This is a genomic window from Parabacteroides leei, from assembly GCF_023369805.1.
In the GTDB taxonomy this organism is placed as follows: domain Bacteria; phylum Bacteroidota; class Bacteroidia; order Bacteroidales; family Tannerellaceae; genus Parabacteroides; species Parabacteroides leei.
This window is the reverse complement of record NZ_JAMBQG010000007.1, coordinates 127867-141573: the sequence shown is the minus strand read 5'-3', so window position 1 is coordinate 141573 and position 13707 is coordinate 127867. Positions and strand designations below refer to the sequence as shown.

Annotated in this window: 12 protein-coding genes; 8 read left to right on the top strand and 4 right to left on the bottom strand. The window is 44.6% G+C overall.

The genetic code is table 11. The features are described 5' to 3' along the window. Positions 1-62 precede the first annotated feature (62 nt). Both M1P97_RS12190 and M1P97_RS12185 read right to left on the bottom strand, forming a co-directional pair. Positions 63-353, bottom strand: a complete 291-nt coding sequence (locus M1P97_RS12190; protein ID WP_075556930.1) for a winged helix-turn-helix domain-containing protein — start codon at positions 351-353, stop codon at positions 63-65. After that, on the bottom strand, positions 350-973 hold the full coding sequence (locus M1P97_RS12185; RefSeq protein ID WP_229058474.1) for a hypothetical protein: 624 nt from the start codon (positions 971-973) through the stop codon (positions 350-352). Before M1P97_RS12185 ends, M1P97_RS12190 begins: the two co-directional genes overlap by 4 nt. 243 nt (positions 974-1216) lie before the next feature. Between M1P97_RS12185 and M1P97_RS12180 the strand changes: the two genes are divergently transcribed. The 4 genes from M1P97_RS12180 to M1P97_RS12165 are packed head-to-tail and all read left to right on the top strand — an operon-like array spanning position 1217 to position 4689. After that, a complete protein-coding gene (locus M1P97_RS12180) occupies positions 1217-2245 on the top strand; it encodes an agmatine deiminase family protein (RefSeq protein WP_249389232.1) in 1029 nt (342 codons plus the stop codon). A 14-nt stretch (positions 2246-2259) separates the two neighbouring features. After that, complete coding sequence (locus M1P97_RS12175; RefSeq protein ID WP_195372648.1) at positions 2260-3135, top strand: carbon-nitrogen hydrolase; 876 nt, start codon at positions 2260-2262, stop codon at positions 3133-3135. Beyond that, a complete protein-coding gene (locus M1P97_RS12170) occupies positions 3132-4118 on the top strand; it encodes an aminodeoxychorismate synthase component I (RefSeq protein ID WP_249389231.1) in 987 nt (328 codons plus the stop codon). Before M1P97_RS12175 ends, M1P97_RS12170 begins: the two co-directional genes overlap by 4 nt. Then, entirely contained in the window at positions 4102-4689 is a 588-nt protein-coding gene (locus M1P97_RS12165) for an aminotransferase class IV family protein (protein ID WP_249389230.1), read from the top strand. Before M1P97_RS12170 ends, M1P97_RS12165 begins: the two co-directional genes overlap by 17 nt. Here M1P97_RS12165 and M1P97_RS12160 read toward each other — a convergent pair. Next, the gene (locus tag M1P97_RS12160) at positions 4682-4888 is read right to left on the bottom strand and encodes a winged helix-turn-helix domain-containing protein (protein WP_229058473.1); all 207 of its coding nucleotides are present in this window, start codon (positions 4886-4888) and stop codon (positions 4682-4684) included. The two genes, M1P97_RS12165 and M1P97_RS12160, sit on opposite strands and share 8 nt — an antisense overlap. Positions 4889-5069: 181 nt before the next feature. After that, complete coding sequence (gene recQ, locus M1P97_RS12155) at positions 5070-6902, bottom strand: DNA helicase RecQ (protein ID WP_195372689.1); 1833 nt, start codon at positions 6900-6902, stop codon at positions 5070-5072. A gap of 373 nt (positions 6903-7275) precedes the next feature. Here recQ and M1P97_RS12150 point away from each other — a divergent pair, with 373 nt between their 5' ends. From M1P97_RS12150 to M1P97_RS12135, 4 genes are all read left to right on the top strand, one after another. After that, positions 7276-8556 carry a DEAD/DEAH box helicase gene (locus M1P97_RS12150; RefSeq protein WP_195372645.1) on the top strand — a complete coding sequence of 427 codons (1281 nt, stop codon included), beginning with the start codon at positions 7276-7278 and terminating at the stop codon, positions 8554-8556. A 70-nt stretch (positions 8557-8626) separates the two neighbouring features. Beyond that, entirely contained in the window at positions 8627-9220 is a 594-nt protein-coding gene (locus M1P97_RS12145; protein ID WP_195372644.1) for an RNA polymerase sigma-70 factor, read from the top strand. A 79-nt stretch (positions 9221-9299) separates the two neighbouring features. Then, complete coding sequence (locus M1P97_RS12140; protein ID WP_249389229.1) at positions 9300-10328, top strand: FecR family protein; 1029 nt, start codon at positions 9300-9302, stop codon at positions 10326-10328. A gap of 73 nt (positions 10329-10401) precedes the next feature. Further along, positions 10402-13692: a SusC/RagA family TonB-linked outer membrane protein gene (locus tag M1P97_RS12135; RefSeq protein WP_249389228.1), complete on the top strand. Its 3291-nt coding sequence runs from the start codon at positions 10402-10404 to the stop codon at positions 13690-13692. The last annotated feature ends 15 nt before the right edge of the window (positions 13693-13707 follow it).

The window sequence follows — 13707 nt, the reverse complement described above, 5'->3', positions numbered from 1 at the left end:
TCTTAACCTGTTTATTGTAGTTTAAAAGTACTTTGTATTTCAAAGTAAATGGGTAAAAAAAATTATTTGATGAGTTCTTCCAATGCGTCCAGGTGTTCCCGGAAGCATTTTCTGCCTTCTTCGGTAATCATATATTGTGTGTTAGGTTTCCTGCCGATGAATTGCTTGGAGGACTGGATGTATCCGATGTTCTCCAAGGCTTTCAAGTGGCTGGCCAGGTTTCCGTCGGTCAACTCCATCAGTTGCTTCATGGTGTTGAAGTCGGCTGATTCGTTTACCGACAGGATAGACATGATACCCAGTCGAATCCGGCTTTCGAAAGCTTTGTTTAATTTGGACAGTATGTTTTTCATGCTTTCTTCAAGTCATATTTGACGTACATAGCTGTTCCGTAAATGATATGGCAGGCTCCGAATCCAATAGTCCAGAGCAGGAGGCTCCAGTCGGGAAACAAAGCGGCGATGATACCCAATACGATTTCTGTCAGACCCAGATAGTGGACTTCATCAAGGGTATATTTGGAAACATTGATTAATGCCAAACCATAAAAAGTCAGTGTCATGGTGATAGCCATTGCCAGGTCGCCACGCAACAAGAAAATAAGAGCAAAGATCCCTCCGGTAACAAGGGGGATACCAAGGCTGTAAAGTGTTCTTTTTATCAGGCTTTTGGAGGGCATCAGGTTATTCTTTACAGATTTTCTCCAGGAGAAGTAGATTCCGAAACAAATAGAAAAGAGCAAGACGGCCGCAGCATCCGTGATCAACAAAGTGATCTCGCGGAACATCGCTTCGTGTGTCGTATTGAAGTCGGCATTTGCCGGTTCTCTCAGAATATGGAAGTAGGCGAGTGCTGCCCCGATAATCGCTATAACTCCGGCCGATATACCGGACAAACCGCTTAACGAAAGGAACTTGGATGATCTTTCCATCATCTCGCGAATAGCTTTTATGTCTTCTACTTGTTTGTTCATATGCTACGGTAAAAAGTACTTTGTGGGGCAAAGTTAATGAGGATTCTGAAGATTCCAAATAAATGGAGAAGATTTTCTAAATATTATTACCTTTGCATCTACAGTATAATAAAAGTCATACAATAAAGAATGCATTGAAATATTTGAAAGAAAATAAATATCAATCAGATCCGGAAAGGCTTAAAGTTATTATAGAAGGGGAATGATATTTTTGTTAATGGTTTGAAAATAAAACAAGCAAACATGGAAAATAAAACGATATTACCGGCTGAATGGTATCCGCAGAGTGCGGTTCAGCTAACCTGGCCGCATGAAGGGACGGATTGGGCGCCGATACTCGACGAGGTGGTACCTTGTTTTGTGGAGATTGCCAAAGAGGTGGTCAAGCGGGAGAAGCTATTGATTGTTTGTCCGGATGAATCGGTGGTACGCTCTCAGTTGGGAGAAGTGGATTACAGCCGTATTCTTTTCCGCGAAATGGAGACAAACGATACCTGGGCACGCGACCACGGAGGTATTTCCGTCTTCGAGGAAGGAACTCCGGTTGTATACGATTTTGTATTCAACGGTTGGGGTATGAAGTTTGCCGCCAACTTTGATAATCTGATCACGCGGAAGTTGTTCCATGGCAAAACTTTTGCAGAGGAGGTGATCCCTGTCAATATGCAACCGTTCGTGTTGGAAGGCGGTAGTATCGAATCGGATGGCAAGGGAACTTTGCTGACTACGGTCGAATGTCTTTCTTCCGTGAACAGGAATGAATATCTTCAGCAGGAAGAGCTGGAAAATTATCTGAAACAGGTATTCGGCCTGAACCGTATTTTGTGGATAGAGAGCGGTTATCTGGCCGGTGACGATACCGATAGCCATGTCGATACATTGGCTCGTTTCTGTAGTGAAGATACGATCGCTTATGTACAGTGTACGGATGAAGAAGATGAGCATTATGCCGAATTGCAGGAGATGGAGGAAGAGCTGAAAGAGTTTACGCAGGAGAATGGCGAACCCTACCGGCTGATCGCTTTGCCTATGGCCGATAAAGTGGAATGGGAGGGCGAACGTTTGCCGGCTACCTATGCAAATTTCCTTATTATAAACGGGGCGGTACTTGTTCCTTTTTATAATTCACCGAAAGATGAGGTTGCGAAAGCTGCTTTGCAGACGGCGTTTCCGGACAGAGAGATTGTAGGTATTAATTGTTTACCGTTAATTAAGCAACATGGTTCATTGCATTGCGTGACGATGCAGTATCCGAAAGAGTTTGTTAATTGAAAATAGAGAATTAGATGAAGATAGGATTAATCCAACAGGCGAACACCTGTGACCGGTTAGATAATATAAAGAAACTGAAAAGTAATATCCGTCTTTGTGCCGAAGAAGGAGCGGAGTTGGTTGTGTTGCAGGAATTGCATAACGGCCTGTATTTCTGCCAGACGGAGGACACACAGGTATTCGACCAGGCTGAAACAATTCCGGGACCATCCACGGAAGAGTTCGGTGCGTTGGCTAAAGAACTGGGGATCGTGTTGGTGCTTTCCCTCTTTGAAAAACGTGCTCCGGGATTGTATCATAATACAGCTGTCGTATTAGAGAAAGACGGAACGATTGCCGGAAAATACCGGAAAATGCATATACCGGATGATCCGGCATATTACGAGAAATTTTATTTCACTCCCGGTGACCTGGGATTCGAACCGATAGAGACTTCCGTCGGAAAGCTCGGAGTGCTGGTTTGCTGGGACCAGTGGTATCCGGAAGCAGCCCGCCTGATGGCGATGAAAGGAGCCGAATTGTTGATTTATCCGACCGCTATCGGTTGGGAAAGCAGTGATACGGCGGAAGAAAAGAAACGTCAGCTGGATGCCTGGGTTACGATACAACGCGGGCATGCGGTGGCAAATGGTCTTCCGGTGATCACCGTGAACCGTACGGGGCATGAGACAGACCCTTCGGGACAGACAAACGGTATCCAGTTCTGGGGAAACAGTTTTGTGGCCGGTCCGCAGGGAGAGCTCCTGGCTGAGTTCCCGAACGACCATGAGGAAGTACGTGTTGTGGAGATCGACAAAGCACGGAGTGAGAATGTGCGTCGTTGGTGGCCGTTCTTCCGTGACCGTCGTATCGATGCTTTCGGCGGATTGACTGAGCGATTTTTGATATGATATTTTACAATAAAGAAGAAGCCGTCCGGTATATGAATCAATTGGGAGTATCCGGACGGTCTTTTATGTTTATCGTCGATTATAAGCAGGAACATGTTTGGGTTGCGGAACCGGAATCGATCGATCCGGATGAGTTATTGTATGACCTGAATGGTTTTTCCAACGTAATTACCGGTGGAATAAAGTTCCCGGAGAAGCCGTTCGAATGGGAAACCCTACCGGTTTCTTACGAGACCTATTCCCGGTCTTTTCAAACCGTATCCGGTCATATTCATGCGGGCAATTCTTATCTTGTCAATCTGACTTGTGCAACTCGGGTACGGACGAACCTGACATTGGAGGAAATATTTTATTTTTCCCGATCCACTTATAAACTATGGGTGAAAGATCGTTTTGTCGTTTTCTCCCCTGAGATATTCGTGCGTATAGAGGATGGCTTTATTTATTCGTATCCGATGAAAGGTACGATCGATGCGTCTCTGCCGAATGCACGTGAACGAATCCTCGCAGATAAAAAGGAAGAAGCCGAACATGCAACGATTGTCGATCTGATCCGTAATGACCTGAGCCAGCTTGCTTCAGAAGTTACGGTGTCGCGATACCGGTATATCGACGAGCTACAGACGAATAAAGGCCGATTATTACAGGTCAGCTCGGAGATCAGAGGAAAGTTGCCGGATGACTGGAAAGGAACTTTAGGAGATATTCTGTTCTGCCTGCTACCAGCCGGATCTATTACCGGTGCACCCAAGAAAAAGACGATGGAGATTATTGAGGAAGCTGAAACGTATGAACGGGGATTTTATACTGGTGTAATGGGGTATTTCGACGGAAACCGTCTGGATAGTGCCGTGATGATCCGTTTTCTGGAACAGGAAGGGAACCGACTGCTTTTCAAAAGCGGTGGAGGTATTACTTCCCAAAGTGATTTACAAAGTGAGTATAATGAAATGAAACAAAAAGTATATGTGCCAATTTATTGAAACAATCCGTATAGAGAATGGAAAGGCTGTTAATCTGGGCTTCCATAATTACCGCTTCAACCGGACGCGGAGAGATATATTTGAATGTAATTTACCCATCAATCTGGCTGATTATATTCAGCCGGGAGAGTATACCGAACGCACCAAATGCCGGATTGAATATCGGGAAGAGGTGGAAAAAGTCGAATACATGCCTTACACGATTCGCCCCGTGACAAGTCTGAAACTTGTAACATCCGATGGATTGGATTACACCTATAAAAGCAGTAACCGTCAAAAACTGGATGAATTATTTAAACAGAAAGGTGATGCTGATGATATTCTGATCGTGCGTGACGGTTTCCTGACTGATACCTCGATCGCTAATATTGCATTATGGAATGGAGAGCAATGGGAGACACCCGAGGCTCCTCTGTTGGAAGGAACGATGCGGGCATCTCTATTGGGGAAGGAAATTATTGTTCCGGCCACTATCCGTCCACAGGACTTATCCCGTTATTCACTGATCCGTTTGTTTAATGCGATGATCGGCTTCGGTGAGATTGAGTTCCCTGTGAGTTCGGTTATTTGAGGATGTAATAAATGGTATTACTGATACGAGCCTGATATATTTTATTATCATGCATAAGAGAGCATAGAGCCAGACAAAGTTCGGTGTCCTGAAAATTTGTCGCTCTTTGTAATTCAGCAAATGTACTTCTTCCAACCTGGCACAAAGTCTCATACAATTGGGATATGCTTTGAGACAACTTTAAACTTAGTGTATTCATAAGCTGTTTATTTATAAGTTAATACTATGTTGATCGGGTAGCAGGGTGTACTGTCCCCGTTTCTTTGTTTCGGAAGCTAAAGTACAGGAAAGTTTTGTAAGAGCCTGCCCATTTTTTACCGTAACGGTAATTTGGGCACCTCAAACGTAATATTCGGAAACTGAAATAAAATGAGGGAAATTTATCCTTCTTTCGGTAGTCGCAATACAAACCGGATCAATGCCACGAATACCTTTCCGTATTTCTCCAGTTTGATTTCCCCGACGCCCCGGATATCACTGAACTCGTCCAGGGTAACCGGTTTCTTTTGTACCATGTCTTCCAGTGAATCATCGGAGAATATGATATAAGCCGGTGTTTGTTCTCTTTCGGCAATCTGCTTACGGAGTTGCTGGAGTGAATCGAGCAACGTCTCTTCGACCGATGCCGATTTGAGCGGTTTGATCGGGCGATATTTGAATTTGGAGTCTCTTCTTCTGAAATAGGTCTTTTCTTCCGGTTCCTTGTAAATAGACATCATCGCCTTCTGTTCGCCGAACAACACTTTTCGTCCTAACGGAGTTACTTTCAGAATCCCGGCGTTCACATAATCGATTTCGATGTACCCTAATTGGAGCATCTGATAGAGATATTCTTTCCATTCCTTATATGTCAGGTCTTTTCCGGCACCATAGGTTTTTAGCTTATCATATCCTTTTTCGGTGATATCCGCCTTTTCCGATCCGCGGAGAATATTGATCAAGGTATTCATGCCGACAAACTGACCTGTCCTGAAGATGGCGCTAAGTGCTTTCTGAACCAATACACTACCGTCGAAGCGTTGAGGAGGGTTCTTACAAACATCGCAATTTCCGCAATCATGATCTGTCTCTTCACCGAAATAACTCAACAGGATGCGTCGGCGGCAAATATCGGCTTCGCAATACCGTCTCATCCGGTTCAGTTTTTGTAGGTTGACATCCTTTTGGCCGCTTTCCTCGGCAAAACGACGGAGTACGAGCAGATCGCCAACCGAATAAAACAACAACGTGTCGCTTTTCATTCCGTCCCGTCCGGCGCGTCCTATCTCCTGGTAATAGTTCTCTATGCTTCCGGGCATGTTATAATGTACGACCCAGCGCACGTTACTTTTGTCAATCCCCATACCGAAAGCTACGGTGGCACAGACCACATTTACGCGGTCGTTGATGAAATCATCCTGTGCCTTTTCACGTTGGGCAGGTTGAAGTCCGGCATGATAGGCTACGGCTTTGATTCCATAAGAAGATAACTCTTCTGCCATGTTTTCGGTGCTGTTGCGGCTCATGCAATAAACGATCCCGCTTTGGTTCCGGTGTGCATGGATAAAATGGACGATGGCGGCTGTTTTTTCTTTTTTATTCAATCCCCGGCGGATGGTCAGGGAGAGGTTGGGGCGGTCGAAAGAAGAGACGAATACTTCCGGGTTGCGGAGGTTCAACTGGTTGACAATATCCGTTCGCGTGACCTTGTCGGCTGTTGCGGTCAGGGCTACGATCGGTATTTTGGGAAAGTGCTCTTTCAACACGGCCAGTTGTGTATACTCCGGCCGGAAATCGTGTCCCCAATGTGAGATACAATGCGCTTCGTCGATCGCAATCAAGGAGATATCCATGCGTGGAAGCAACCAATGCAGTTCGCTTACCAATGCTTCGGGCGACAGGTAAAGTAGTTTGATTTTCCCCTGGATGCAGAGTTGTTTGATCTGATGGCGTTCTTCTTCGGGCATCATGCTGTTGAGGGCCGCCGCCGGAATCCCGTTGGCTACCAATCCGCCCACCTGATCTTTCATCAAGGCGATCAAAGGGGAGATAACGACAGCTGTTCCCGGCATATAAATGGCTGGTAACTGAAAACAAATTGATTTTCCTCCACCGGTAGGCATCAGCACCAGCGAATCCTCTTTCCTCAAAATACGTTGTATGATCTCCGCCTGTAACGGGCGGAAAGAAGTATACCCAAAAAACTTCTTTAACAGCAACTGTAACTCTTTCATCATCCAAAAATCAATTCACAAAGATAGTATAATTTCTAAATAACCACTTAAGACAACCGCAAAGATACGTCTCCTCGCACCAGCCGCACAAAAAGGAGGGGAAGTAAGATGTGAAAAACTGTAAAATAGGGTTTTCTCCCTTGGAAAACATAGTTTTCTTCATGACAAAACTATGTTTTGCATATTTCCGGCCTCCTGCCATTACTTATAATAATTGTAATGGTGTCGTATCTGTCTTTGCACGGCTTTAGCCTCCGTTCAATTGCCACACATCCGTAATAAATTTCCCACGAATGAGGCTTTGTGGCAATATTTGACTATCTTTGTCCCATTATTTATTTAACGAGCCGTGACGGCTCAACATTATTATTAAATGACATTTGAACAATTAGAATTGATAGAGCCGATACAAAAAGCTCTTATGAAAGAAGGTTATACAACTCCAACCCCTATACAAGCAGAAGCAATTCCCTACGTTTTAGACGGATATGACTTATTAGGTTGTGCGCAGACCGGAACAGGTAAAACTGCCGCATTCTCTATACCTATTATCCAGAATTTGTATAATGAACGTATGAACGGTAAGGTTCGTGGCGTTAAAGCATTGATACTTACACCAACCCGCGAACTGGCTATCCAGATCGGTGAAAGCTTCACCGCATACGGAAAATATGCAGGAGTGAAACACACGGTCATATTCGGAGGAGTAGGACAGAAGCCGCAGACAGATGCTCTTAAACAAGGAGTGGATGTGCTGATTGCAACACCCGGACGTTTGCTCGATCTGATCAACCAGGGCTTTATCAGCCTGAAGTCTCTCGATTATTTCGTGTTGGATGAAGCCGACCGTATGCTCGATATGGGATTTATTCATGATATCAAGCGTATCCTGCCCTTATTGCCGAAGAAACGCCAGTCGTTGTTTTTCTCGGCTACTATGCCTCCCGAAATAGAACGTCTTGCCGGAACAATCCTGGTAGAGCCCCGGAAGGTAGAGGTCACACCGGCTTCATCGACGGTGGATAAGATCGACCAATCCGTTTATTTTGTAGAAAAGGGGGAGAAAGTAAGTCTGCTTACTCATTTGTTGAAAGATTCTTCGTTGGAATCGGTACTGGTATTTACCCGGACGAAGCATGGGGCGGATAAAGTAGCCCGTGTCCTGGCGAAAGCGAATATCGGAGCGGAAGCCATTCATGGAAACAAGAGCCAGACGGCCCGCCAGCGTGCGTTGACCAACTTTAAGGATCATACGACCCGTGTACTGATCGCAACGGATATTGCTGCCCGCGGTATCGACGTGGATCATCTTTCGCATGTGATCAATTACGAACTGCCCAATGTGCCGGAAACGTATGTACACCGTATTGGCCGTACAGGTCGTGCCGGACGTAGCGGAGTCGCTTATTCTTTCTGTGATGCCGAAGAAGTTCCATACCTGAAGGATATACAGAAACTGATCGGTAAGCAAATACCTGTTGCCGGGGGAAACGAATTTGAAACGGCGGAAGTAAAAGCGGCCGTAGCCGATAAAAAAGAAGCCATCAAGCAGGAATCCAAGCGCCGGAATATGTTCGGTAGCAAACGCGACGGCAGTTACTGGCGGAATAAGAAGCGGGTAGAAGCCGGAAATCAGAAGCCGGCTAAAAAGTAACCGTAAAGAGCCTGATTCTTCGCGGATTTTAATTATTTTTGTGCGGTGTTATGAATTAGAACTGATGTAAATGCCAGAAATAAAAGAAGATATAGTTGCGCGTATAAACGAAGGAGATATCAAAGCCTTTGAAGAGCTGTATTCGACTTGCTATGTCTATCTTTGTGCAGTGGCTACCAAATATATATTTAATGCCGAAGCATCCCGCGAAGTTGTGAATGATGTATTTATAAATGTGTGGAACAATCGTTCCACACTAACATATCCGGTACGGGCTTACTTGATACGTGCCGTACAGAACCGATGCCTTAACCATCTTCGCCAGCAACGTCTTCAAGTGGTTTCCATGTCGGACGTGCAGGAGCATTTGTTGACTATTCAGGAACAACAGATCGGTGAAGAGTCCCATCCTTTAGCTTATCTGGAGAACAAGGAGTTTGAAGAACGGATTTATTCAGCGGTAAATCTGCTACCGGATAAATGCCGTGATATTTTTGTGCAATATCTCTATCATAATAAATCGTATGATGAAATTGCCGAATGCAATCATATCAGTCCTAGCACGGTCAGGGTACAGATTAAGATCGGATTATCAAAGTTAAAGACACTTCTGGGTGACTATTACCCTTTATTCTTGCTTATTTTTAATTTTTCTCAAAAATAAATGCTTTTCTTTTAAACACAATCTCCAAAATGTGTGTATATAATGGAAACCGGGTGGATTAACACGGTTGTAATTATATATGAATACAGAAGAAAAACATATTGAAAATCTACTACTGGACTATTTCGCCGGTGAACTGTCTGAAACCGAAGAAAAGGAATTGTTGCTTTGGCTCGAAGCCGATGAAGCAAATAAGGGAAAGTTTTCTGAGATGGCCGACTGGTGGGCTATTGCACGTGTACCTCTGTTCAAGTCGAACATGAAAGCCGATTTCAGGGATCACTTCGGGAATCTGACCGGAAAAACTCTTCCGATAAAAGAAAACAGATTCTTTAACTGGCGTATCTGGGGAAAGGTGGCTGCTTCTGTATTGTTGGTTGTGGCAATAAGCACGACATCTTATTATGCAGGAAAAAGTGACCGGAAACCGGAAAAGGAACAGATAGCCTGGTTTGAAACGGTTACTCCTGCGGGCTCTCAATCGAAAGTCGTCTTACCGGATCATTCGGTTGTGTGGGTGAATGCCGGATCTTCCTTAAAATATAATATGGACTTTACGAAGCAGAACAGGGAAGTATTGCTAACCGGTGAGGCTTATTTTGAGGTGGCAAAAGATTCTTTGCGTCCTTTTGTTGTGAAGTTAGGGAAGCTGGATATCAGGGTGCTGGGAACTAGCTTTAACGTCAAGGCCTATGATAATGAGGAAACGATAGATGTAGCGCTGGTTTGCGGAAAGGTAAATGTTCATCTGGCCGATGATGATAAGGAAGAGAAAGATAAAGATATCGTTCTGGTTCCGAACCGGATGATCAGCTATAATAAAGAGACGAGCCAGGTTAAAATGTCGAAAGTGGATGGCGCTTCTATTTATGCCTGGACCAATGGCCGGATCGAGTTCGACGAACAGCCTTTCGACCGGATAGCGAGGGATCTGGAAAGAAAATTCAACGTACAGATCCGTATCAATAGTAAGTCTTTGCATAAGGAAATATTTTCGGGTAGTTTCTCCGCCGACCAGACGCTGGATTATATACTCCGGGAAGTCGATGTGGAGAAGAAATATACCAGGAAACAGGTCGGTAACGAATTTATAATAGAAGACAAATGATATCTTAATCTAACTTAGAATATAATTACTTACAGAGAACAACTAATCATAATTTAAATCTAACATTTTAGAAATGAACTATCTAAAAAAGACCGGGAAGCTAATGGCTACAGCATGTATGATCGCTGGTTTACCTTTAGTATCCGGAGCCGCTTCTGCGTCAGAATTACAGACTCATATCATGTCTGTCCAGATGGAAAGTGCAAGTTTAAAAGAACTGTTCGAACTGATAGAGCAGAAGTTCGATTACACTTTCCTCATCCGTAACAACGATATCGACCTTAACGAGCGGGTTTCTCTTGATATGAGGAATCGGTCGGTCGAAGAAATCCTTAGGATTGCATTGAAAAATCAGCATGCTGATTTTATTGTAAACGACAACCGAATTGTCGTTTACAAGGTTAATTCTAAACCTGAATCGATTAAATCTTTTGAAAAACAGGTTACTCAGCAAGAGATAAAAATAACTGGTACTGTTTATGATGCGGTTACAGGCGACCCGGTTATCGGTGCTAATGTTATCGTAAAAGGTACTACGAACGGTACTAGTACGGATTTCGACGGTAATTTCACAATGGAAGCTCCGGCAGGCGCCACATTGGTAGTCTCTTATATCGGTTATTTGCCGATAGAGGTAAAGGCGGCAAGCGAGATGAAGATCAAGATCAAGGAAGATACCCAGAACCTTGATGAAGTGGTAGTGGTGGGTTATACGGTCCAGAAGAAAGAGAGTCTGACAGGTGCCATGCAGGTAATCAGCAATGAAAAACTGATGGACTCGACTTCCCCTACGGTAGAAAACCTGTTGTCGGGCAAGGCTCCTGGTGTATATGTAACTACCGGTGGAGGACAACCGGGGGCTGCGGGTAAAGTTGTGATCCGTGGTAAATCTACGGTAAACGGTAGTACAGACCCGTTGTGGATTGTAGATGGAGTAATCGTTGGTAGTAGTGCCGGAAGTTTGAACCCTGCCGATATAGAGTCGATGTCTATTTTGAAAGATGCGGCTTCGACTGCTATTTACGGTTCGCAAGGTGCGAATGGTGTAATCGTTGTAACTACCAAGAAAGGTAAGACAGGTAAGGCTACGATCAACGCTTCCGTAAAACTGGGTGTCAACCAGTTGCACCGCGGTAATCTGGATATGATGGATGGTGCTGAATTATATGATTATTATAATTCATTTGCCAATAAGGGAGCTATTCCTTCTTACTTTACTCCGGATTTGCGCGACCGTAATTTCGACTGGTGGAAAGAAGGTACGCATCTGGGACTGGCACAGGATTATAACCTGTCGGTATCCGGTGGTTCTGAAAATATCAAGACCTATGCTTCGATCGGTGTTTATGATGAGGATGGTGCCGTAAAGGGATATGACTATACTCGTTATAATCTGCGTTTCAATGTCGATTACAAGGCTACAGACTGGTTGACTATCAAACCGAAGGTATGGGCTACCCGTAGCGACATCATGGACCAGCAACACGATATCAGTTCTATCATGTATGTCGATTTCCCCTGGGACTCACCCTATGATGAGAACGGTGAACTGATACAACAGTATAAACCGACGAACTGGGTAAATAGTGATGCAACAAACTATTTGTATGATAACCAGTGGAATTACGAAAAGAAAACTTCCTATGAATTCATGGGTAACTTCGACTTCGATATCAAGTTTACGGATTGGTTGACTTTTGCTTCCGTCAACAACTATAAATATGGAAGTACGGCATTAAAGAATTATAAAGACCCGCGTTCACAAGGTGGTAAGGCCGATAAGGGTTTGTTGCAGGATAAGACAACTTCTTATTATCGTGTTTATAGTAACCAGTTGCTTCGTTTCAATAAAGTATTCGACAAACATTCGGTGAATGCTATCCTGGCTTACGAATGGAATACCTATACACAGGAAATTAAGGATCAGACCGCGGCCAGTTTCGCTCCCGGCTTCTCCGTGGCGGATGTAGCGGTAACTCCCAAAAAGACGAAGGGTAGCCAGAGCGAATGGGCTGTACAATCTTATTTGTTCAATGCCAACTATGCTTACGATAGCCGTTACTTATTGTCATTCTCTTTCCGTCGCGACGGAGCTTCTAACTTCGGACAGAACGCTAAGTATGGTAATTTCTTCTCTGTCAGTGGTGGTTGGAATATCCATCAGGAAGAGTTCTTTAAGGCTTCCGACTGGGTACAGCAACTGAAGTTGCGTGCCAGCTACGGTTCGGTAGGTAACCGTCCGACACAATTGTATCCCCAATATACATTGTATAGCCTGGGATCTGGATATAACGGTGATCCGGGTGCTTACATCTATCAGGTGAAAAATGATGATCTTACCTGGGAAAAAACATATACCGCCGGTGTGGGTATCGACGCGATCCTGTTTGACCGTTTGACAATCAATCTGGATTATTATAACAAGAAAACAACCGATTTGCTGTATTACGTACCGCTACCGGGCGTAACGGGTGTAACAGGTGTATACCGTAACGTCGGTTCTGTAAAGAATAACGGCTTCGAGGCCTCTTTGAGCATGGATATCCTGAAAGGAAAAGACTGGAACTGGAATGTATCGGCAAATATCGGTCTGAACCGTAATAAGGTAACCGAGCTGTATGGCGGTAAGAGTCAGATCATTACAGGTAATGCAGGTACGAATACCTATATTTATATGGATAAGGTCGTAATGCCCGGACATGATGTAGATACATGGTATGGTACGGAATGGGCCGGTGTCGATCCGGAAACGGGTTCTCCGTTGTGGTTCACTACAAACGAACAGGGCGAGCGTGTAACAACGTCCAACTACGGGGAAGCTTCTAAAAACCAGGTTGTATTAGGAAAGCAGACTCCGGATTTTTATGGAGGTTTCTCCACAGACGTGTCCTGGAAAAACTTTGACCTGTCGGCCGTATTCGGTTACTCGGTAGGTGGCAAGATCTTCAACTACGACCGTTCGATGTACGATAGTGACGGTGCGTATGTGAACTACAATCAGATGAACCTGAAGAAAGGTTGGAATCGCTGGGAAAAACCAGGTGATATCGCAACCCACCCGAAAGCTGAATATGGAAACAAGAGCCAGTCGAGCCGTGGGTCTTCCCGTTACCTGGAAGATGCAAGCTATCTGCGCCTGCGTAGCCTGACATTAGGCTATAACGTGCCGGCTGCCAAGATTCCTTATATAGATCATCTGCGCTTGTTCTTCTCTGGTGAGAATCTGTTCGTTATATCCGGCTTCTCGGGTATCGACCCCGAACTTCCGGTGAACGAAGTGAGCAAGACGGGACAGAACGGTGTCGCTATCGCTCCATATCCGCAGGTGCGTAAATTTATGTTTGGTCTGAATGTTACATTTTAATTAAAGGAAAACGAA

What these genes read in the sequence shown, in the direction of transcription:
- M1P97_RS12145 (WP_195372644.1), top strand. Translation starts at nt 8,627, where the DNA reads ATGCCAGAAATAAAAGAAGATATAGTTGCGCGTATAAACGAAGGAGAT.
- M1P97_RS12175 (WP_195372648.1), top strand. Translation starts at nt 2,260, where the DNA reads ATGAAGATAGGATTAATCCAACAGGCGAACACCTGTGACCGGTTAGAT.
- M1P97_RS12170 (WP_249389231.1), top strand. Translation starts at nt 3,132, where the DNA reads ATGATATTTTACAATAAAGAAGAAGCCGTCCGGTATATGAATCAATTG.
- M1P97_RS12165 (WP_249389230.1), top strand. Translation starts at nt 4,102, where the DNA reads ATGTGCCAATTTATTGAAACAATCCGTATAGAGAATGGAAAGGCTGTT.
- M1P97_RS12185 (WP_229058474.1), bottom strand. Translation starts at nt 973, where the DNA reads ATGAACAAACAAGTAGAAGACATAAAAGCTATTCGCGAGATGATGGAA.
- M1P97_RS12160 (WP_229058473.1), bottom strand. Translation starts at nt 4,888, where the DNA reads ATGAATACACTAAGTTTAAAGTTGTCTCAAAGCATATCCCAATTGTAT.
- recQ (WP_195372689.1), bottom strand. Translation starts at nt 6,902, where the DNA reads ATGAAAGAGTTACAGTTGCTGTTAAAGAAGTTTTTTGGGTATACTTCT.
- M1P97_RS12180 (WP_249389232.1), top strand. Translation starts at nt 1,217, where the DNA reads ATGGAAAATAAAACGATATTACCGGCTGAATGGTATCCGCAGAGTGCG.
- M1P97_RS12140 (WP_249389229.1), top strand. Translation starts at nt 9,300, where the DNA reads ATGAATACAGAAGAAAAACATATTGAAAATCTACTACTGGACTATTTC.
- M1P97_RS12150 (WP_195372645.1), top strand. Translation starts at nt 7,276, where the DNA reads ATGACATTTGAACAATTAGAATTGATAGAGCCGATACAAAAAGCTCTT.
- M1P97_RS12135 (WP_249389228.1), top strand. Translation starts at nt 10,402, where the DNA reads ATGAACTATCTAAAAAAGACCGGGAAGCTAATGGCTACAGCATGTATG.
- M1P97_RS12190 (WP_075556930.1), bottom strand. Translation starts at nt 353, where the DNA reads ATGAAAAACATACTGTCCAAATTAAACAAAGCTTTCGAAAGCCGGATT.